22 protein-coding genes and 1 other RNA gene are annotated in these 21,943 nt (G+C 33.3%); 7 read left to right on the forward strand and 16 right to left on the reverse strand.

The features are described from left to right. Positions 1 to 75 precede the first annotated feature (75 nt). From EQ029_RS09710 to EQ029_RS12605, 3 genes are all read left to right on the forward strand, one after another. Positions 76 to 300 (forward strand): hypothetical protein, encoded by a 225-nt coding sequence (locus EQ029_RS09710; RefSeq protein ID WP_011276334.1) that lies wholly within the window; start codon positions 76 to 78, stop codon positions 298 to 300. Positions 301 to 427: 127 nt separating this feature from the next. Further along, on the forward strand, positions 428 to 1,159 hold the full coding sequence (locus EQ029_RS09715; RefSeq protein WP_037558430.1) for a hypothetical protein: 732 nt from the start codon (positions 428 to 430) through the stop codon (positions 1,157 to 1,159). Between the two features lie 198 nt (positions 1,160 to 1,357). Next, positions 1,358 to 1,534: a hypothetical protein gene (locus EQ029_RS12605; RefSeq protein WP_011276336.1), complete on the forward strand. Its 177-nt coding sequence runs from the start codon at positions 1,358 to 1,360 to the stop codon at positions 1,532 to 1,534. Between the two features lie 875 nt (positions 1,535 to 2,409). Here the strand turns inward: EQ029_RS12605 and EQ029_RS09720 are convergent. The 13 genes from EQ029_RS09720 to EQ029_RS09780 all read right to left on the reverse strand — a co-directional run bounded on the left by EQ029_RS09720 (position 2,410) and on the right by EQ029_RS09780 (position 16,542). After that, positions 2,410 to 3,417 (reverse strand): hypothetical protein, encoded by a 1,008-nt coding sequence (locus EQ029_RS09720; RefSeq protein WP_138927308.1) that lies wholly within the window; start codon positions 3,415 to 3,417, stop codon positions 2,410 to 2,412. A 343-nt stretch (positions 3,418 to 3,760) separates the two neighbouring features. After that, positions 3,761 to 4,122: a transfer-messenger RNA gene (gene ssrA, locus EQ029_RS09725) on the reverse strand. Positions 4,123 to 4,328: 206 nt separating this feature from the next. Beyond that, positions 4,329 to 4,799 (reverse strand): SsrA-binding protein SmpB, encoded by a 471-nt coding sequence (gene smpB, locus EQ029_RS09730; RefSeq protein WP_011276368.1) that lies wholly within the window; start codon positions 4,797 to 4,799, stop codon positions 4,329 to 4,331. A 24-nt stretch (positions 4,800 to 4,823) separates the two neighbouring features. Next, complete coding sequence (gene rnr, locus EQ029_RS09735; RefSeq protein WP_037558391.1) at positions 4,824 to 7,202, reverse strand: ribonuclease R; 2,379 nt, start codon at positions 7,200 to 7,202, stop codon at positions 4,824 to 4,826. Between the two features lie 42 nt (positions 7,203 to 7,244). Then, positions 7,245 to 7,985 (reverse strand): alpha/beta hydrolase, encoded by a 741-nt coding sequence (locus EQ029_RS09740; protein WP_033079637.1) that lies wholly within the window; start codon positions 7,983 to 7,985, stop codon positions 7,245 to 7,247. Positions 7,986 to 8,210: 225 nt separating this feature from the next. Then, on the reverse strand, positions 8,211 to 8,444 hold the full coding sequence (gene secG, locus EQ029_RS09745) for a preprotein translocase subunit SecG (protein ID WP_011276371.1): 234 nt from the start codon (positions 8,442 to 8,444) through the stop codon (positions 8,211 to 8,213). A 67-nt stretch (positions 8,445 to 8,511) separates the two neighbouring features. Further along, positions 8,512 to 8,982: a hypothetical protein gene (locus EQ029_RS09750; RefSeq protein WP_016930998.1), complete on the reverse strand. Its 471-nt coding sequence runs from the start codon at positions 8,980 to 8,982 to the stop codon at positions 8,512 to 8,514. Positions 8,983 to 9,247: 265 nt separating this feature from the next. Next, a complete protein-coding gene (gene eno / locus EQ029_RS09755) occupies positions 9,248 to 10,552 on the reverse strand; it encodes a surface-displayed alpha-enolase (RefSeq protein ID WP_037558390.1) in 1,305 nt (434 codons plus the stop codon). 154 nt (positions 10,553 to 10,706) lie between these two features. Then, a complete protein-coding gene (gene gpmI, locus EQ029_RS09760) occupies positions 10,707 to 12,224 on the reverse strand; it encodes a 2,3-bisphosphoglycerate-independent phosphoglycerate mutase (RefSeq protein WP_033079636.1) in 1,518 nt (505 codons plus the stop codon). 2 nt (positions 12,225 to 12,226) lie between these two features. Continuing rightward, positions 12,227 to 12,988: a triose-phosphate isomerase gene (gene tpiA, locus EQ029_RS09765; RefSeq protein ID WP_011276375.1), complete on the reverse strand. Its 762-nt coding sequence runs from the start codon at positions 12,986 to 12,988 to the stop codon at positions 12,227 to 12,229. A 127-nt stretch (positions 12,989 to 13,115) separates the two neighbouring features. Further along, positions 13,116 to 14,306, reverse strand: a complete 1,191-nt coding sequence (locus tag EQ029_RS09770; RefSeq protein ID WP_033079635.1) for a phosphoglycerate kinase — start codon at positions 14,304 to 14,306, stop codon at positions 13,116 to 13,118. A 163-nt stretch (positions 14,307 to 14,469) separates the two neighbouring features. Then, the gene (gene gap / locus EQ029_RS09775) at positions 14,470 to 15,477 is read right to left on the reverse strand and encodes a type I glyceraldehyde-3-phosphate dehydrogenase (RefSeq protein WP_057504672.1); all 1,008 of its coding nucleotides are present in this window, start codon (positions 15,475 to 15,477) and stop codon (positions 14,470 to 14,472) included. Positions 15,478 to 15,528: 51 nt separating this feature from the next. After that, positions 15,529 to 16,542 carry a sugar-binding transcriptional regulator gene (locus tag EQ029_RS09780; RefSeq protein WP_057504671.1) on the reverse strand — a complete coding sequence of 338 codons (1,014 nt, stop codon included), beginning with the start codon at positions 16,540 to 16,542 and terminating at the stop codon, positions 15,529 to 15,531. Between the two features lie 336 nt (positions 16,543 to 16,878). Between EQ029_RS09780 and EQ029_RS09785 the strand changes: the two genes are divergently transcribed. Beyond that, positions 16,879 to 17,097 carry a hypothetical protein gene (locus tag EQ029_RS09785; RefSeq protein WP_033079633.1) on the forward strand — a complete coding sequence of 73 codons (219 nt, stop codon included), beginning with the start codon at positions 16,879 to 16,881 and terminating at the stop codon, positions 17,095 to 17,097. A gap of 66 nt (positions 17,098 to 17,163) precedes the next feature. On the opposite strand, the gene EQ029_RS09790 is transcribed toward EQ029_RS09785, so the two are convergent. Further along, positions 17,164 to 17,895 carry a DUF4887 domain-containing protein gene (locus tag EQ029_RS09790; RefSeq protein WP_037558389.1) on the reverse strand — a complete coding sequence of 244 codons (732 nt, stop codon included), beginning with the start codon at positions 17,893 to 17,895 and terminating at the stop codon, positions 17,164 to 17,166. A gap of 207 nt (positions 17,896 to 18,102) precedes the next feature. On the opposite strand from EQ029_RS09790, the gene EQ029_RS09795 reads away from it, so the two are divergent. The 3 genes from EQ029_RS09795 (at position 18,103) to EQ029_RS09805 (ending at position 19,695) form a co-directional block, all read left to right on the forward strand. Continuing rightward, the gene (locus EQ029_RS09795; RefSeq protein ID WP_033079631.1) at positions 18,103 to 18,282 is read left to right on the forward strand and encodes a hypothetical protein; all 180 of its coding nucleotides are present in this window, start codon (positions 18,103 to 18,105) and stop codon (positions 18,280 to 18,282) included. 305 nt (positions 18,283 to 18,587) lie between these two features. Next, positions 18,588 to 19,487: a TIGR01777 family oxidoreductase gene (locus EQ029_RS09800; protein ID WP_016930991.1), complete on the forward strand. Its 900-nt coding sequence runs from the start codon at positions 18,588 to 18,590 to the stop codon at positions 19,485 to 19,487. Positions 19,488 to 19,509: 22 nt separating this feature from the next. Continuing rightward, positions 19,510 to 19,695 carry a hypothetical protein gene (locus EQ029_RS09805; protein WP_076684465.1) on the forward strand — a complete coding sequence of 62 codons (186 nt, stop codon included), beginning with the start codon at positions 19,510 to 19,512 and terminating at the stop codon, positions 19,693 to 19,695. Positions 19,696 to 19,763: 68 nt separating this feature from the next. On the opposite strand, the gene clpP is transcribed toward EQ029_RS09805, so the two are convergent. Together clpP and whiA are read right to left on the reverse strand one after the other, a co-directional pair. Then, complete coding sequence (gene clpP, locus EQ029_RS09810) at positions 19,764 to 20,351, reverse strand: ATP-dependent Clp endopeptidase proteolytic subunit ClpP (protein WP_016930989.1); 588 nt, start codon at positions 20,349 to 20,351, stop codon at positions 19,764 to 19,766. A 628-nt stretch (positions 20,352 to 20,979) separates the two neighbouring features. Further along, entirely contained in the window at positions 20,980 to 21,924 is a 945-nt protein-coding gene (gene whiA, locus EQ029_RS09820; RefSeq protein ID WP_016930988.1) for a DNA-binding protein WhiA, read from the reverse strand. Positions 21,925 to 21,943 lie beyond the last annotated feature (19 nt).

Raw genomic sequence — 21,943 nt, forward strand, 5'->3', positions numbered from 1 at the left:
AGTTGGGAGGGGGACGATGAATTTAAAAAAATTCTATCCTACTCCCAGTTTTATTTTTACGAAAAAGGTGAATATATGACTAACTGGAAAATAAATAATCAATCACAAAGACATTTGATGATTCAAGAACATGCGAATGAAATATCTATTGTTGAACCTTATCATAATGGATCTTTCAAAATATTAGCTGAAATTAACTTAAATCAAACATCAAACGAAGCACAACTTAACGATGAAAACTTATATGTATCTGTAAGTAAAGAGCATAAAGAGATTAACATTTTCGATAAGGTGAAATAGCTTGATTAATTATACGTTTACACTACTGTTTTTAAATAGTAATTAGATGTTAACTACAAGGTAATATGTATTATATTATATGTGTAGTACAATACAATTAATGATGTAAATTTAATGGAGGTAGCGTATGGAGAAACTGTTGTTCTATACAGGCACGGTATTACTAATTATTGCGATTATATTAATCTTGTTCGCTATTGTGGCAGTATTTAAAAATAAGAATTATTTTAAATATTTTGCGATGGCTATTACGATTATTCTACTAAGTATACTTGCTTTAGGCATTCATAAAATGATTGAAAGTAATAATCCATCTAAAAATCAAGCAACTCAATCTAAAGATAAGCAATCTAAAGAGGATAAATCATCTAAAGATAAAAAGAAAAAAGACAAAAAAAATGACGACAAAGATGATAATAATGTTACTCAAGAAGAACAAAATCGTTCTGAAGAAACATCAACTAATGAAGAATTAAATACTCAAGAACAACAAAGCTCACAACAAGAGCAACCAACAACTGAAGAATCAAATAACGAAGCACCTTCTACTCAACAAGATACTACACAGGATAATACTGTAAACAATCAAAATAATACTTCTTCTAATAATAATCAAAATGCGAATCAAGCAAACGACACAAATCAAAACTATAATCAAAGTAATAGAAATAGTAATAACAATGGTGATAATAGCGGTTCAAACGGAAATGTTTCTACAGAGGATAGTTCAAGTACTGAGAATCAGTCTAATGAAAATCAAACACAGACATATTCAGAAAATAGCTCCGCTGAACAATCTGAAAATGGCGAAGCAATAACTGAGACTAATACAGATGAATCAAATAATAGTGCAAACTAATTAGTGTAATCAATATATAAACTAATTAATTCAATTACTTTTACCGGGATAATCAACTTTTCGACTTATCCCGGTATTTTTTAATTTAAATTATCAAATATTATTAACTGTTGAATTTTTAGAAAAGTGTGACATACTTATAGTAATAATATTTATATCAATTAGATATTAAATATAATTAAATAAAGGGTGACACTTATGAAGAAAGTAGCTTTTGTACTACTCTCAAGTTTTTTACTATTAGGGGCATGTGGTAACAATGATGATTCAGTAGATAATGTTAAAAAAAGTTCTCACAAAAAAGACAACCCTAAGGCTCATAAAGATAAAGGCGAATCAGATCGTACAGATGGTAAAAAAATCAACGATAACTAATAGCAAAACAAGCATTTACATGTTTCTTTAATTGAAACGTAAATGCTTGTTTTTTTGTTTTTACATATGCCTAAAACGATACGTTGACTTACTTTCAATTGTGATCTTTATCAAATAGTTTTCCGACATCTTTTAATAAATCTTTACTTCCTAGCCATGTTGAAAGAGATGACATCGTAAAACTAATCGCTTTCGTTAATAATTCCATATTACAACAGCTCCTTTACTAACGAGTTGTCTTAATTCATCATGCTGACTTTAGTCTGCTTACAATATATATACCACATCGAAATTGGATGTAACATCATTGAAGCGTGGTACAGAATTTTAAATCCTTTGTAACCCCAGCTTTCTTTGCTTGTGGAATTTCTTTTCGAAATTCTCTTTGCTGGGGCCCCGAACCACAGCTTTCTTTGCTTGTGGAATTTCTTTTCGAAATTCTCTTTGCTGGGGCCCTGACTGTACTGAGAAAAGCTTAATTTAAGTGTCTTATCAATTCAGTGAGCTACTGTAAATTTGCCAAATAGCATTATCATATTATTTATGTTCAAGAATCTTTAAAAAGCGTTAGAACCTTTCGTTCTAACGCTTCGTCTACATTTATTGAAATTTACATTTCAATTCCGATAATCAATGTATTTGTTTTAAAGTCCACGCACGACCGTTGACTAAAAAAAGTGTAAGTTAACCTTACGCTTTCTTCTAAGTTATTTAAAACTTATTCTTAGCTATGCAATGTATTTCGGTTTATAACGTCCACACATTGTCGTTGACATTTATATTATAATATTTTTATTAAATATATCAAGGCTAATAAATGTAATATAATTTAGTTGTACTCATCCAATATATTTTGGATATGACTATGTTGCTTATCAAAAACGCTTAGTCCATGATTTAAATAGCTTGTTGTTCTGAAATTTCACATTATACATCGTGTATCTATTAATAGAATTTACGATATCATTTACAATCTTTGTATTAACATGCGATCTTAATAATTCGTCTATCTCTATTTTACATTCATTATAAATTGTAGTGATATCAATCACATTTTGTACGTCTAATAGTTTTGTTATTTTCACTCTGCATTCAGCAATTAACATCTTATCTGCCTTTTCTTTGGCCATAATTTTTCTTTTTTGACTATTACGTGCTTCAGCCTCTTTTAATAATTGCTGTCGTTTTAACTCTCGCTCTTTTCTTAATGCTTCTTGTTCTTTTTCTCTTTGAATACGTCTTTCTCGTTCTAGTTCTTCTAGATACGCAAGATATTTCTTTTTATGAAAATAATCAATCAAAGCAAAGACTTTCTGTTCGATGTTAGTGGGCAAAGCCATACTATACTTTTTAAAATCATTAATTAATTCAATATTCTTTCTCGTAATAGGCTTTGATGAATTCGAATTAAAATCTTTCACATCTAACTCAGAGATCGTAGTCCACTCTTTATACATGTTTATAACTTTAAAATGATGCTCTGAATCATTCATTAATTTCTCATGATTTAAGAGTATATCATCCAACCAATCATCTAACAGAAATATATTCTTTCTAACCTGATATGCAATACGATTTGGAATGCCACTATGTTCTTTAAAATGTTCAATCCCAAGTTTCATAATTGTGTCTTTTGACTTTGATCGAAGTATATATTGATACTTTAATTCTTTTCCGCATTCACAATATAACGGCGTATCATTACAACACGTTCGGTAATTTTCATTTACTTTAAAGTCGATAAGTTCCCACTCTTCTGAATAGCGATACATATCATTGATTAATATATTCTTTTTTCTGTATTTATAATACTTAAACAGTATTTCTCTTTGGTTATCAGTTAATTGACTGATTAAAGCATGTCTATGTTTCTCGTTATTCACATATCTCAAATAACCACCTCTTCTACTTAAAAGGTTAACTTTAGTTCATTACACATTAATGTGATGGTTTGATTTTCTATGTTAGCATATGTAAAAAAGAGATATGACTAATCACTCATTAATCATATCTCTTTATCAACACTATGATATTCAATTATAATGCCTAGTCTCATAGCAGACGGCTACTACTGTACATGATTTTGTTTTTTAAAGTCCACGCATGGTCGTTGACTTAATTATATTATAATATTTTTATATAATAAATAAAACATTTATATGTATTAACCTAGAAACGTTTAAATACAAAACAAAAAACCTATAACCACAAGGGTTATAGGCTATATAGTGGAGACGGCGGGATTCGAACCCGCGTCCAGAGGTCCTGATACACACCTTTCTACGTGTGTAGTCTATTGATGAATTTCGCATAATAGTAAGCAACAGACAACCAGTATTATGCTAGTTTGATTGGATTTCTTCTAAACAGACTTCAAACGGCAGTGTTTAGCATATCCTACTAGGGTTGAATCGCGTTAACAGCACGTAGGAGATGCTGTTAGGCGATGCAGAGTGCTATTACGCAGCTACTGCGAAATTATTGTTTGATTTGTCAGTTATATTTACTGAAATGTGTTGATGTCGGAGACAACCCTCCGACACGCTTAATGTGCTCGAGGGACCCCTGTCGAATCCAAAAACGCCCCCGTAATAAAATTTATAAATCATTACAATACGTAGTGACTGACTGAACTAAGAAAGCAATATATAAAGCAATTCTTAGTTCTAGTCATTCATACTAAAGTGAAATAACACAATCGAAAGAATCCTACTTCACTCTCTATCTAACGTATTTTTTTATTCACAACATCAGTTATCATACCAAATAGCACCAGATTAAGCAACAAACACGCTTAATAACGGTCTTTGATTGCACGATCAACATCACGTTTCATTGCTTTATCTTTTAAAGCTTGACGTTTATCATGTATTTTCTTACCACGTGCTACGCCTAATAAGACTTTACATTGACCATGTTTTAAATAAAGTTTTAATGGAATAAGTGAATAGCCAATTTCTCTCGTACGTTCGCCAAGTTTAATAATTTCCTTCTTATGAAGTAATAACTTTCTAGAACGTAAAGGGTCATGATTGAAACGGTTACCTTCCTCATAAGGTGCAATGTGCATATTATTAATGAACATCTCGCCACGTTTAACTTGCGCATAGCTATCTTTCAAATTGGCACTACCACGACGAATAGATTTAATCTCTGTTCCCTTTAAAGCAATACCCGCTTCAATTGTATCTTCAATATTATAATCATGTCTGGCTTTACGGTTTTCAGCTAGTGTGCCGGGTGATTTCGTTTTCTTCTTAGCCATTAATCTGTGTCACCTCTTTGCTGATTATTTTTTCTTACGACGTGATTTTTTCTTCACACTTTTATCTTTATAGAATGGTTTGTGATTCGTTTTACCTTGTTTATCACGACTACGTTGGTTTTTACCTTTTCGTTGCTTGCGCTTTTTCTTCTTGCCTTTATGATCATCATCTTTAAATTTATCTAAGGACTTGCCACGTGTTTTAGCTTGAATCGTTTTACCTCTCGATGGTCGTTGACTTCGATCATTTTTTGGCAATGGCATACCAACAATTTGGAAATCAATTATTCGTTCATCTACATCGACATGTGTGACTTTCACTGTAACTTGATCGCCTATACGGAATACTTTTGCTTGACGCTCACCAATAAGTGCCATTTGACGTTCATCAAATTGATAATAATCATCTGTCATATTTGAAATATGAACCATACCTTCAATTGTGTTAGGTAGTTCGATAAACATACCGAAATTTGCAGCAGAGCTTACAATACCTTCAAATTCATCACCGATATGTTGAATCATATACTCAGCTTTTTTCAATTCATCAGTATCTCGTTCTGCTTCAATTGCACGACGTTCACGTTGAGACGTGTGCTCAGCTAATTCAGGTAATTTATCTTCCCATTTGTGTAATTCTTTGTTATTCATTGAATTATCGATAAGATATTTTCGAATTAAACGATGAACTGTTAAGTCCGGATAACGTCTAATAGGTGATGTGAAATGCGTATAATATTCTGCTGATAAACCAAAGTGACCTAAGTTTGTATCATCATAATGTGCTTGTTGCATTGAACGTAACATCATTGTTGAGATAACCATTTGTTCAGTGCGACCTTCAACTTCTTCTTGGATAGATTGTAATGTTGAAGGATGAATATCTTCACCCGTACCTTTAATCATAATTCCAAAGTTTGTAATAAAGTCGAAGAACTGTCTTAAACGATCTGATTTTGGTTGTTCGTGAACACGGTAAATGAAAGGAACTTCAAGTTTATTGAAATGTTCTGCCACCGTTTCGTTAGCAGCTAACATAAATGATTCAATTAAACGTTCACCTTCGCCTCGCTCACGTAAAACCACATCAGTTGGTAAGCCTTCGTTATTCACTAACACTTTAGCTTCACTAATATCAAAGTCAATTTCACCACGACGTTTACGCATTTGGATTAAACGATTTGATAAATCTTGTGCTAAATCAAGCATTGGTGTAATTTCTTGATACTGCTTACGCACGTCAGGGTCCTTTTCAGTGATAATTTGATTAACCGCATCATAAGTCATTCTGTAATTAGAATGGATGACACTATCAAAAATGTCATGTTTAACCACTTCGCCTCGTTCATTGATTTCCATACGACAACTTAGTGTTAAGCGATCAACTTCTGGGTTCAATGAACAAATACCGTTACTTAATCGGTGTGGAATCATTGGAATCACTCGGTCTACTAAATAAACACTTGTCGCTCTATCGTAAGCTTCTTTATCAAGTGCTGAGTCTTCTTTAACATAGTAGCTGACATCCGCAATACTTACAGTTAATTCAGTGTGACCATTTTTTAATTTTTTTACACTAATAGCATCGTCTAAGTCTTTTGCGTCTGCACCATCAATGGTAATAGTTAACTCGTCACGCAAGTCTGTACGACCTTTAATTTCATCAGGCTTAATCTCTTCAGGGACCGCTTCGGCTTCTTTCAATACATTATCAGGGAATTCGATTTCGATACCGTGCTGATAAATGATTGATAAGATATCTACTCCTGGGTCATTTTTATGGCCTAGAATCGCAAATATATGTCCTTCAGGATTATCTGTACCATCTGCATACTTCGTAATTTGAACGAGTACTTTATGACCATCTACCGCACCAAGACTTTGACCTTTCGGAATGAAGATGTCTTGCATAATGCGTTTATCATCTGGGATAACAAAGCCAAAATGTTTCGCTTCACTATAGGTACCGACTACTTGAGTGACAGAATGTTTCTCGATTGATTTAACTTCGCCTTCAATTTTACCTTTATGCTCTCCTTTAGACTTCTGTATTTCTACAATAACTGTATCACCATCTAATGCGCGATTAATCTTAGTTGGTGGAATAAAGATATCATCCATATCTTCTTGTTCAGGACGTAGGAATGCAAAGCCCTTCTTATTTTGACTTAATGTCCCTTTAATTAACTTAGAATTTGAACTTTTATGCGATTGTTTGCGTTGGTATCTATCTGTTTTAGTTCGTTCAACTAAACCTGCTTGTTCAAGTTCTACTAGCACCTTTATTAAATCTCTAAACGAGTCGGCACTATTAAGACCTAAAGCATCTTGAAAATCAGATACCGACATCGGTTCGTAATCAGGTTGCTTTATGATTTCTTCAATGGATTGCTTTAAATTCATCATGCCCCTCCTTTCTTCTTTCGTTTAATTTTTTTAAATTTATTATTCAGACCAATCTAAAGATTCTAAGAAACTGTATACATCTTCGAATACTTGTTCTTTTTCTTTATCGATTGTAATGACATGACCTGAATTCGCATACCATTTGATGTCTTTTTCATCTGAGTCGACATTCTCGTATATATAATTTGCTGATTGAGGATTAATCATTTCATCATTTTCAGCTTGTACTACTAAAATTGGATCTAACACTTCATCGATTTCGTTTCTAACGTTATTTAATGTTTCGCTTAACTCTTTTAACGTTTCAGTAGGATGGAAGTCTTCCATTTCTTTATCAATCGTTGCTTGATCTTTGCCTTCATATTTTTTGAAGTTTCTTGCATATTCTAAAAAGCCTTCGTATATAGCACCTTGCGTTTTACCTTCAGCGGGTGCACACATAGTTACAATACCCTTTACAGGACGATTTAAGCTCAATTTCAATGCGAATACACCACCGAGAGATAAGCCTGCTACGGCAATGTCTTCATAGCCTTGGTCTACTAAATAATCATAACCATCAAGCACATCTTTAAACCATACATGTGGGCTTGATTTTAGAATTTCTTCAGGTGGTGCAGCATGCCCTTCGTATTGAGGCGCATAAGAAGTGTAGCCTTTCTTCTGTAAGAATCTCCCTAATTGTCTTACGTCTGATGAATTACCTGTAAATCCATGTAGAAGTAAGACTGCTCGTTTCCCTTCCTCAAAGAAAAACGGTTGTGGTAATTTAATTTGCATTCAAAATCCCTCTTCCATTATTATCTCAAAATTATTCTTGCGTTATATTTTTTAATTCAAATACAATGCTTCGTATTAATATTATAATTAACTAAATATTCCCTTACTATCTCGGAAATATGCATTATTTAAAATCGGACCTTAGGTCTCCTGACTAAATATCAATGACGTCGTCCGTCACTATTCATTATAAATAAAAAAGCCCGACATTAACATCGTCGGACCTTATAAACCAAAGTAACTGATACCAATCATTATTAAAAAGAAAATGACTGCTAAAATAATTGTTAATCTATGCAAGAATAAATCGACGCCACGTTGTTTTTGTTTACCAAATAACTGTTCTGCGCCACCACTAATAGCACCTGAAAGTCCATTACTTTTACCTTCTTGGAGTAATACAACAGTGATTAATGCAATACAATCAATAATTAATAGTACTATGAAAAGTGTATGCATGAAAATTGTCCTCCATTCATTATATACGTTCCGAATTATATCATATACTAGTCTTTATAATCAATGACTATCGATTAAACGTACTCTTACGGATGATTGAAATAACTAGCATGTATAATGCTAATACTGTAGAGCCCACAATTACGATTATAATAGGAATAATAAACAACACTGATTTAGCTGTTATTATCGCATTAATAACCATAGTTACGTTTACTAATGTAAATAATACATTTGAAACATAGACTGCAAACATAAACCACCACAGATATTTATGTCGATTCCATAATGCAATGACACCTGCTAAATATGCCAATATATACATAATGCCAGTATATCTAAAGCTATTTAATATATTAGCTACTGCACTATCACTTGCTTTCTGTCCTGCCTGTGATAATAGTGTCTTAGCTGTTAACGTATCTAATGCAATAAAGTTATGGATGATCAATAAAATACATAAAATTAAAGAACTGTAGCCTATTAATTTACCTGCATTGCGTTCTCTTTGACTAGGTTGATTAAGTTGATTCTCCATCTTTATTTCTCCTTCTTTTATATACATAACTATTATATCAGTTTGTATACCTAAATTAAATCTGTTCCATGTTCGTCAAGAATCATTAGTAGGTTAGATATATATGATAAAAGCTACATTAATGATTTTGTCATTATGATTTCACAATTTAGTTAATCACTTACATTGTTTAATAATTAAAAAACCTGCCACAGTCTCAACTCTGTGACAGGTAATACATAAGCGTGAACTCTATTATTGTTTTAAATAGGTTAAATTATTAGACTTATTTGTCTAAGTTGTAGAATGATTTGATACCATCGAATTTAGCAGTTTCAAATAATTCATCTTCAATACGTAATAATTGATTGTATTTAGCAATACGGTCAGTTCTTGATAATGAACCAGTTTTAATTTGACCAGCATTAGTAGCTACTGCGATATCAGAGATTGTAGTATCTTCTGTTTCACCTGAACGGTGAGAAACTACTGCAGTATATCCAGCTTTTTGAGCCATTTCGATTGCTTCGAAAGTTTCTGTTAGAGTACCAATTTGGTTAACTTTGATTAAGATTGAGTTACCAATACCTTGTTCAATACCTCTAGAAAGAATTTCAGTGTTAGTTACGAATAAATCGTCACCTACTAATTGAACTTTATCACCAATACGATTAGTTAATTGTTTCCAACCGTCCCAGTCATTTTCATCCATACCATCTTCGATAGTGATGATTGGGTATTTACCAATTAATTCTTCTAAGTAGTCAACTTGTTCAGCTGCGCTACGTTTTGCACCATGTTCACCTTCGAATTTAGTGTAATCATATACGCCATTTTCGTAGAATTCAGATGATGCACAGTCAAATCCTAAGAATACATCTTCACCAGGTTTGTAACCTGCTTTTTCGATAGCTTTAATGATTGTTTCTACAGCATCTTCAGTACCTTCAAATTTAGGAGCGAAACCACCTTCGTCACCTACTGCTGTTTCTAAACCACGCTCACTTAAGATTGATTTTAAGTTATGGAAGATTTCAGCACCCCAACGTAATGCTTCTTTGAATGATTCTGCACCTGTTGGTAAAATCATGAATTCTTGGAATGCGATTGGTGCGTCTGAGTGAGAACCACCATTAACGATGTTCATCATAGGAACTGGTAATTGTTTACCGTTGAATCCACCTAAATATTTGTATAAAGGTTGACCTAATAAGTCTGCTGCTGCACGTGCAACTGCGATAGATACACCTAAAATAGCGTTTGCACCTAATTTACCTTTGTTAGGTGTACCGTCTAATTGAATCATCATTTTATCAATAGATACTTGATCTAATACTGAAAATTCACCTTCAACGATTTCTGGTGCAATAATTTCGTTAACATTTTCAACAGCTTTAGTAACACCTTTACCGCTATAACGTGATTTATCTCCATCACGTAATTCAACTGCTTCGTGTTCACCTGTAGAAGCACCTGATGGCACTAATGCACGACCGAAAGCACCGCTTTCAGTTAATACTTCAACTTCAACTGTTGGGTTACCACGTGAGTCTAAGACTTCGCGAGCATAAACATCTGTAATAATTGGCATGTGAAAAATCTCCTTTAATTTAGATTCTAAAGCTATTATAGCTTGATTTAATCTTTAAATAAAATATTTATATCAGATAAGGACTGAATCCCTAAAGTTTCAAATATCGCATTAGGGATTACAATGTTCTTACCATTTATAACTGTACTAATTTTTAGTGTTTAATAAGTGATTCACCAGTCATGTCTGATGGTTGATCTACATTTAATAAATCTAATAGTGTTGGTGCTAAATCTCCTAGACGACCAGTTTCACGTAATGTAACGCCTTCTTTAGTTACAATAACAGGAACCGGATTAGTCGTATGAGTAGTCATTGGTTGATCATCATCTGTTAATACTTGGTCAGAGTTACCATGGTCAGCTGTAATAATTGCATAACCATTCATGTCTAAGATTTTATCAACAACTTCACCTAAGCATTCATCCACTGCTTCAATTGCTTTAATCGTTGGTTCTAACATACCACTATGTCCAACCATATCAGGGTTAGCAAAGTTTAAGATAATTAAATCTAAATCACCTTTATCTAACTCTTCTAATAACGCATCTTTAACTTCATACGCACTCATTTCTGGTTTTAAATCGTAAGTCGCTACTTTTGGTGAATCGATTAAACGACGACGCTCACCTTCAAATTCTTCATTACGTCCACCACTCATAAAGTACGTTACATGTGGATATTTTTCAGTTTCAGCAATACGTAATTGTTTTAAGTTGTTATTTTGAGCAACTTCACCAATTGTGTTTGTTAAATCCACTTTCTCGAAGACAACTTCAGCATCTACATTATCATTATATTTAGTAAATGTTGCGTAGAATAAATCGTTGACTTGTTCTACTTTGAAACCATCAAAGGCTTTGTTAGTAAATACTTCTGACAACTGAGCTGCTCTATCAGGGCGGAAGTTGAAAAAGATAACTGCATCTCCATCATTGATGCCATTATTTTGACCTTCAACGATAAATGGTTCTACGAATTCATCTGTTAAATCATTAGCGTAGTTAGCTTCAACGCCTTCTTTTGCTGAAGCATAAGTAGGCCCTTCAAAGTTACGGATAGCATTATATGCTTTTTGTTCACGGTCCCAACGTTTGTCACGGTCCATTGCATAATAACGACCAGAAATAGATGCGAATTGACCTACACCTAATGATTTAAATTTGGCTTCTGTGTCTTCAATATATTTTAGTGCTGATTTTTGGTCTACGTCACGACCGTCTAAGAATGCATGTACATAAACTTTATCTAAACCTTTTTGTTTAGCAAGATCTAACAATGCAAATAGATGTTGGTAATGACTGTGTACACCACCATCAGATAGTAATCCAAAGACATGTAATGCAGAATCATGCTCATTAACATGTTGCACGGCGTTATTTAACACATCATTTTCAAAGAAATCGCCATCTGCGATTGATTTATTGATACGTGTCAAACTTTGGTAAACAATACGTCCTGCACCAATGTTCATATGACCAACTTCTGAGTTGCCCATTTGGCCTTCTGGAAGACCTACGTCTAAACCACTTGCTTCAATTTGTGTAGTTGGATATTTACTGTAATAGCGGTCAAAATTTGGTTTATGCGCTTGTTTCACAGCATTACCATGTTCACTTTCACGATTAGCGAAACCATCTAAAATGATTAAAGCTGTCGGTTGTTTAGCCATAATTATTTTGCACCTTCTAACAATTGTACGAAATCTTCAACTTTTAATGATGCGCCACCTACTAATGCACCATCAATGTCAGATTGAGCCATGTATTCTTTAACGTTGTTAGGTTTAACACTACCACCGTATTGAATACGTGTTGCGTCAGCAACATCTTGACTAGCCACTTTCGCTACTGTTTTACGCACGTGAGCACACATTTCATTAGCATCATCAGAAGTAGCTGATTTACCAGTACCGATTGCCCAAATTGGTTCGTATGCAATAACAACTTCTTTAAGTTGCTCTTCTGATAAACCTTCTAATGCTTTTTCAACTTGATTGCTAACGATTTCATTAGCTTTGCCATTTTCGCGTTCTTCATCTGTTTCACCAACACAAATAATTGGTGTCATGCCATGATTAAATACCGCATGTGCTTTTTTATTCACATCTTCATCTGTTTCATGGAATAATTCACGACGTTCTGAGTGTCCAATAACTACGTATTTAACACCTAAGTCAGCTAATGCCACTGGAGAAGTTTCTCCTGTGAATGCACCATTATCTTCAAAATAAGTGTTTTGAGCACCAATTTTTAATCCTTTTGCTTTGCCATCATTCACTAATGAAATTAGTGCATCTAATTGAATTGTTGGTGCACAAATTACTGATTCAACTTCTTTTTCATCAGGTAATGTTGGTAAATTATTAACGAAGTCTTTAGCTTCTTTAACTGTTTTGTTCATTTTCCAGTTACCAGCTATGATTGGTTTTCTCATTGATTACACTCCTATATATTTAAAATTGTAATTTTAGCATTAAATAAATTTTTAAGACGTAAAGTCTTATTCTTTATACATTTTCCCTTGAAAATGCTTAGAAAAACGTACACCTTTTATAAGGTGATTATTTATCATTAATTGCTTTAATTCCTGGTAATTCAATACCTTCAAGGTATTCTAATGATGCACCGCCGCCAGTAGAAATGTGTGTGAAGTCATCTTCAAAACCTAAAGAAATTGCAGCAGCTGCTGAGTCACCACCACCGATAATTGTAGTAGCGTCTTTTAAGTTAGCAATGGCTTTACATACACCGATTGTACCTTGAGCAAAGTTACTAAATTCAAATACACCCATAGGTCCATTCCATACTACTGTATGTGCACCTTCTAATTCTTTAGAGAATAATTCAACAGTTTTAGGGCCAACGTCCATTGCTTCTTGATCAGAAGGGATGTTATCAATTGATACTTCAGTAATTTCAGCGTCATTTGAGAATTCTTTCGCAACTTTCGCATCTACTGGTAAAACAATTTGATCGCCGTTACTTTCAAGTAATTCTTTAGCAAAGTCGATTTTGTCTTCTTCTAGTAAAGATAAACCAATTTCTTTACCTTGTGCTTTTAAGAAAGTATACGCCATTCCACCACCAATAAGAATTTTATCAGCGATATTTACTAAGTTTTTAATAACACCAATTTTGTCAGATACTTTTGCGCCACCTAAAATTGCAACTACTGGTTTATGTGGGTCGTTAACAACACCACCGATAAATTTAATTTCTTTTTCCATTAAATAACCAGCCGCTGTTTCTAAATGAGTTGAAATACCAACGTTAGATGCATGTTCACGGTGAGCTGTACCGAAAGCATCATTTACAAATACATCGCCTAGTGATGCCCAATATTTACCTAATTTAGAATCATTTTTAGATTCTTTTTTTCCATCTAAATCTTCGAAACGTGTATTTTCAACTAATAATACATCGCCTTCACTTAAGTTTTTGATAGCTGATTCTAATTTTTCACCACGTGTTTCAGGTACGAAAGTAACTTCTTTACCTAATTTTTCAGATAAAGCATCAGCAACAGGTTTTAATGTAAGACCTTCTTTATCACTTTCTTGTTTAACTTTTCCTAAGTGAGAAAATAGTACTAATTTACCACCTTGTTCGATGATATATTTAATTGTTGGTAAAGCCTGAACAATACGGTTATCATTTGTGATCTTACCGTCTTTTAAAGGTACATTGAAATCAGCACGTTCTAAAACAACTTTCCCTTTTAAATCTAAATCAGAAACAATTTTCTTTGCCATTATAATTTCCTCCTCTAAATAGGAATTACTAATATAAAAATAAGCGGAGAAGCGTTAGTGCTCCCCGCTTACTCATAAGCTAACTTATTTCAATAATTTGTACAAGTGTACTGTGAATAGTACATCCATACTGAGCACAAGTTTATTTAACTATGCTTCTAAATTATTTAGATAATTCTGCTAAATATTCTAAAGTACGAACTAATTGAGCAGTGTAAGACATTTCGTTGTCATACCAAGCTGCAACTTTAACTAATTGACGGTCACCAACAGACATTACACGAGTTTGAGTAGCATCGAATAATGAACCGTAAGTCATGCCAACTACGTCAGAAGAAACGATTTCGTCTTCAGTGTAACCAAATGATTCGTTTGAAGCGTTTTTCATTGCTTTGTTAACGTCTTCAACAGTAACGTCTTTTTCTAATACAACTGTCACTTCAGTTAATGAACCTGTAGCAACTGGTACACGTTGAGCACCACCGTCTAATTTACCATCGATTTCAGGAATAACTTTACCGATTGCTTTTGCAGCACCTGTTGAGTTAGGTACGATGTTTTGAGCTGCTGCACGTGCACGACGTTTGTCACCTTTTTTATGTGGACCGTCTTGAGTCATTTGGTCACCAGTGTATGCGTGAATAGTTGTCATTAAACCTTCAACTAAACCAAATTCATCACTTAATACTTTAGCAACTGGTGCTAATGAGTTAGTAGTACATGATGCACCTGAAACAACTGTTTCTGAACCATCTAAGTCATTGTGGTTAGTGTTGAATACGATTGTTTTTACATCACCTTGAGCTGGTGCAGAGATTAATACTTTTTTAGCACCTGCATTGATGTGTGCTTCTGCTTTTTCTTTATCTGTATAGAAACCAGTACATTCTAATACTACGTCGATATCTAAATCGCCCCAAGGTAATTTGCTTGCATCTGGTTCTTCGTATGATTTAACTTCTTTACCATTTACGCGGAAACCACCATCAACAACTTCAACTTCTCCTGTGAAACGACCTTGCATAGTGTCATATTTTAATAAATGAGCTAACATTTCGTCGTCTGTTAAGTCGTTTACTGCAACTACTTCAATACCTTCTACGTCTTGAATTCTTCTAAATGCTAAACGACCAATTCTACCAAAACCATTAATTGCTACTTTTACTGCCATTATAATGGCCTCCTTTAAAATGATATTTAAAAAGCTTTAAACTTTTTATTACTAATTTAATATTACCTTTGCTGCTGCTTCATCAGTAATTAAAACTGTATTTTTAGGTGCAATACTTAAGTAAGCTTTAATTGCTTCACCTTTAGATTGTCCACCTGCAACAGCGAAAATAAAATCTTTGGTTTCTAAATCTTCAAGTTGTAGTCCTATTGTCTTTACTTTATAGACTACATTTCCTTGAGTGTCAAAATAGTAACCGAAAGCTTCTGCGACGGCTTGATGATGTTGAAGGCTTTCAATCACCTGTTCTGACGATTGTCTACGATACGCCATCTTCAGCGCATCACCAATACCGTGAATTGTTATATTTGCTTGTTTAATTTTATCTAATGTATGAACCACAGAGGGTTCCATCAGAAGTGTATTATACGTTGATTCACTTACATTATCTGGTACATAAAGTGTTGTATAATAACCACCTGTTTGTTGCGCCATGCTCGCTGAAATCGTGTTAGCTTGATAAATAACATTCTCACCAAGGCCACCACGAGCTGGTACGAAAAATACATTGAATGGTAGAAGATGCATGGCTCGGCTTACATTTGCCATTGTTGAACCACCTGTTACCGAAACAATAGCGTCTTCATATAAGATGTTTTCCAATAATTGTCCAGCTTGTCTTCCCATTTCAGATTTAACATTTTCTTGAGCATCTGCATCACCAGGTATTACGTGAACTTCTTTAATACCAAAAGTTGACTTAATTTGATCAGCTAATTGATTATCATCAGTATAAATATTGAAATATTCATTAAGCTGATTCAAAACTGACTTGCCTTCTTCAGTGATTTCCATTCCAGTCGATTTAACTTGAATCAAATCTTGCTTTTTCAACATATCAGTTTCAGATCTTAGGACACGTTCGGTAATATCCATGTGCTCACTCAAACTTCTTCTACCTACTGGTTGATTATTTGAGATAGTAGTTAAGATAGAAAAGCGTCGATACATTTTATCAATTAGATCAGGTATCAACTTCTGTTGAATTTTAATCAAGTCCTTCACTACTACCTTCCTCCTTTATATATAAAAGGTAACCAATAGCATAAACCTGGTTTGACTTATTGTGTCCCGCGTGGGACAAAATCTAACCTCTTTACACTTGCAATAGTACTATTGTGTTGTTGAAAATGCAAGAGAAAAACTCTAATATTTAAAATTATCTGTAAAATCCTCTAATTTAAGTAGTATTTCCTTTTTATAAAGTGGTGCAAAGTTTAATTTAACCCTTATTTTATAGTATTACCCTTTAAGTTTAGAAACTATTCTTTTGCTAAACGCTTTCTTGTTTAAACTATTTTAATTTACAATATAAGAAATTCATTTAAGGAGGATGAAGAAATGGCTCGAGAAAATGATAATAATGTAGAAGTCATTGACCCTGAAGATCGTAGATATAAAGATGATAATTATTTTAATGGTAATGATCATAATGAACGTAACAACTATTCAATAAGATATCATTATGGTTGTGGTTGTCCATTTGGTTGCCTTTCTTCACTAATCATTTCTATTTTGCTTTCAATTATTTTTACCTTTTTACTCAATTGGATGTTTTAAAAAAGTAAAAAGTGAGACTTGAAACATGACTGTTTCAAAATCTCACTTTGATAACTACTAACTATATTATTCATTACTATTTGATGATTCTTGGCTTGACTGACTTTGACTAGACGTAGCACTTCGTTGTGAAGTTTGTCTTGAGGTTGATTGCTGCGTAGACGACTGAGTTGTTGATCGTTGTTGGGTCTGTGGTGATTGTTGCGTTCTAGTTTGATTGCTTGTCTGGTTACTATTAGACTTATCCGTATTTGACTCACTAGAATTATTATCACTACTATTATTACTGTTACTTTCTTGAGTTGCTTGTTCTTTAGTGCGAGTTTCTTCTGTTGTAGCTTCTTCTTTAGTTGTTTTCTCTTGTGTTTTTTCTTCCTTAGTCTGTGCTTCTTTGGTTCTTTGTTTCTCTTCCCTTGATGGTTGTTGTTTAGTTCTTTGCTGAGTTGAAGGTGTTGCTTGTTGTGTCTGACGTTGTTGGGTTTGCGCTGTTTGCTGCGTAACATTCTCTTGAGTCACATTCGAACTATCTTCACTTGTTTTTTTATCTTTATCTGACTTATCCTTCTTGTCTTTATCTTCTTTGTCTTTTTTATCATTTTTATCTTTGTGCTCTTCAGTTGATTGATTGTTTAAGCGTTCACTTGAACGATTTGAATGATCTACAAATGCAAAAATCGCAAATGCTAATCCGCTTAATAATAATAAAACGATAATCGTACTAATAAGTTTCGAAATGCCACTCATTTTTTTCTTTTCCGGTTCACCAAAGTCATCTCTATTTCTATTGTTCTTAGACATAAGTTACCTCACTTTAATATATTAAAATTGTCTAGTCCCCTAAATGTAGCATATAATTTTACAGTAATTCGCGCGGAAATGAAATAAAAAGGTTTAAGACATTAATTATAATGATGCATAATCACTTATATATGATAACATCATAAGTAATTACAAACATCAATTATGCAAATTTAATTTTATTATAATGTGAAAGTGTGAGACATAATGAAAAAATTTGTTTCTGAAGATATATTTGAAGATGAAAATGTCCCTAAACATAATCTAAAATCTATGATGTTGAATAATGATGATTATGATGACAGTCATACATCTCAGTTTGACCTTATATTTTTATTAGTCATTTTCATTCCTCTAATCATATTATTCTTAATCTTTATTCATTAGTACTATAATAGATATACAAAGAGCCCACACGATTCTCGCATGGGCTTCTACTAAAGGGAGTCAAAATTGACCTTCGTTTATTTTGTGTAGTCTATGGGGTATACTCAGTTTACTCAAAGATATTGAAATCTACTATAGCGAAGGTACAAATTAATTATAACTTAACTTTAGATAATTTAAATCCTGTTTACAGCTTAGTAAATGACATATTATTGACTAATCATTGTACATTTTTTGAACAACAAAAGTTCAATGATGATAATAGAAAGGCTATCTTAATACTATAAATTAATAGAGGTGTAAATATGAAGCAATTCTTAATAACTGGCGGAACTGGAATGGTAGGAAGTCAATTAGTAAATGAATTAAAGAATCGCGATGTACATATTACAATACTAACTCGTAGTGATAAGCAAAGTGATGATCCAAAGATTTCTTATGTTAATTGGTCAAAAGACGGTTGGATGTCCCTAGTTCCAGATATAGATGTTGTTATTAATTTGGCTGGTGCAACTTTAAATAAACGCTGGACACCATCATATAAACAATTGATTATGACTAGTCGTATTCAGTCAACTCAAGCACTTGTCGATTTATTTAGCGACCGAGAACATAAACCTGAAGTGCTCTTTAATGCTAGTGCGATGGGTTATTATCCACCTAGTTTATATCATACTTATACAGAAAAATATCAAACACATCCGTTTGATTTTCTATCTGATGTGGTTTATCAGTGGGAACGTTTTGCTAAACGCTTTGAGTCATTTGGTACGCGAGTAATACTTGGCAGATTTAGCATGATTTTATCTGATGATGGAGGCGCCTTACAGACGATGAAGCTTCCTTATAAATTCTTCGTAGGTGGTAAATTAGGATCTGGATTCCAATGGTATTCATGGATTCACATTAATGACTTAGTACGCGCAATTCTATTCACAATCGATAATCCTAAAGCAAAAGGTCCATTCAATATGGCTGCACCAATTGCTGAACGCCAAAATTTATTTGGGTACACACTTGCGCGTGTCATGCATCGCCCTCACGAAACGTGGGTGCCATCATTCCTAATGCGATTAGCACTTGGTGAAATGTCTACGGTTGTTTTAGATACGCAAAAGGTATTACCAAATAAACTGGATGCGCTCGGTTTTACATTTAACTATCCTAATCTAAAAATTGCTTTCGAAGATTTAATAGATGCATAATAATTTAATTGGAGTTTTAAAAATGAATGACGAGAAATTAACTTATATTCTACTTATCATCGCAAGTCTATTTCTTATACTCAATGGTGTTTTCGCTTTCGAACATAATTTAATAATTATTTTAATGTCCATATCTTTCATTTTAATTGGCATTATTTTATTTATTATATCTATTCGACTGTTCCTAAAACATTCTTCAAACAATTAAAATAGTCATAAAAAAACGGGGAGTGTTAGTTTAAACACCCCCCATTTCTATGCCATGGTTAAATTTGATTATTTTTCTTCTGGTTGCATAACATTATCTATTAAACCATATTCTTTAGCTTCGTCAGCAGTTAAGAAGTTATCACGATCAGTATCTTTTTGAATTTTTTCAATACTTTGACCTGTACGTTCAGCTAAAATTTTGTTTAATTTTTCACGTGTTTTTAAAATGTGGTTAGCAGCAATTTCGATTTCAGTTGCTTGTCCTTGTGCACCACCTAATGGTTGGTGAATCATAACTTCAGCGTTTGGTAATGCAAAGCGTTTACCTTTTGCGCCAGCTGCTAATAGGAATGAACCCATTGATGCAGCCATACCGATACAAATTGTTTGTACATCTGGTTTAATATGTTGGATTGTATCATAAATTGCAAATCCAGCAGTGACACTACCACCTGGAGAATTAATATATAGATAGATGTCTTTCTCAGAGTCTTGAGCTTGTAAGAATAATAATTGTGATACAATTGAATTTGCTACATTATCATCAATTGCAGAACCTAACATAATAATACGGTCTTTCAATAAACGTGAATAAATATCGTATGCGCGTTCACCGCGATTTGTTGTTTCAATTACTGTAGGAATTAAATTCATTTATATTTCCTCCTTGTGATTAACTGTTAATTAGTATTTTACATCAAAAGTCAAAAATGGTCAAAATTTAAACTCATCTAGCACTAAGAAAAGTTGACCATATTTTAATAGATTTTGTACACTATAAACATACATTCAGATTGTACTTTTAAAATAACAATTAGTACAGAAATTTGTCTTTATCATTTAATATCTCCTCGTAGTGTAACGGATAGCACGTAAGATTCCGGTTCTTAAGATAGAGGTTCGACTCCTCTCGAGGAGGCTAATAGCTTTAATTATGCACATTTTAATTTCAAGAATGGAAGTGTGACAGAATTCTTTTTAAATTCGTCGTCCCTCTCTCAACTTGCTTTGCTTGTAGAATTTCTTAGTGAAATCCTCTTTGTTGGGGCCCCGCCCGCAAGGATTACTAGAACTGAGAAAAGCTTGATTTAAGCGGCTTCTGAGTTCAGACAGCTACTGCGAATTTGCAAAATAGTATCATCATATTATTTATGTCCCAGGCTCGTTCTTTTTTATTTGTCTTTTAATTAAAAACCAAAGAAAACTAAATTTCAGGGACTTTTCAGGGATCCAAGTCCCTAGTTCTAAAAAAAGAACTCGCCAATCCATGACGAGTTTATACTTATAATTCTATTTTTTCACCACTTCGAATTTTGTCTGCAAGTTCATTTAACTTTCTTAAACGGTGGTTGACTCCAGATTTAGATATCGGACCAGTCGATATCATTTCTCCTAGTTCTTTTAAAGAGATTTCTTGATGCTCAACTCGAAGTTTGGCAATCTCTCTTAAGCGATCAGGCAAATTATCTAATCCGATTTCCTGATTAATTAACTGAATACTTTCTACTTGTTTCATAGCGGCACTTACAGTCTTATTAAGGTTTGCAGTTTCACAATTTACTAAACGATTCACTGAATTTCTCATATCCCTAACAATTCGCACATCTTCAAACTTCAATAATGCTTGGTATCCACCTATTAAACTTAGAAAATCAGAAATTTTTTCAGCTTCTTTTAAGTAAGCAATACTACCCTTTTTTCGTTCTAAATGTTTAGCATTTAATCCATAACTATTCATTAATTTAGTTAAACCTTCAGAATGATTCTCATATTGAGAAAATATTTCTAAATGGTAGGATGATGTCTCTGGATTATTTACAGATCCTCCAGCTAAAAATGCGCCTCTTAAATAACTTCTACGCATTTCATCATCTTTAATCATGCTAGCATCAATATCGTGAACAAAAGTACCATTCTTTAATATACCAAGTTCATCTAGAATTTCTTTAGCTCGCACTTTTGTACGACAAATATAAATATTATTTTTCTTTAATTTCATTTTTTTACGAACTAGAATTTCCACTTCTACATTAAATATGCGTTTAATTAATGAATAAATTCTTCTAGCGGTCGTAGCATTCTCTGTTTGAACATTAATTACGAATTGTTGATTAGATAGGCTAAGTGCACCGTTCATACGAATTAATGCGCTAAGCTCTGCTTTGGCATTGCTTTCATCAACATCAATGCGTGTTAATTCATTCTTCATATCTGATGCAAAACTCATCACATTTCCCCCTCTAATC

Source organism: Staphylococcus haemolyticus (assembly GCF_006094395.1).
Lineage (GTDB): Bacteria > Bacillota > Bacilli > Staphylococcales > Staphylococcaceae > Staphylococcus > Staphylococcus haemolyticus.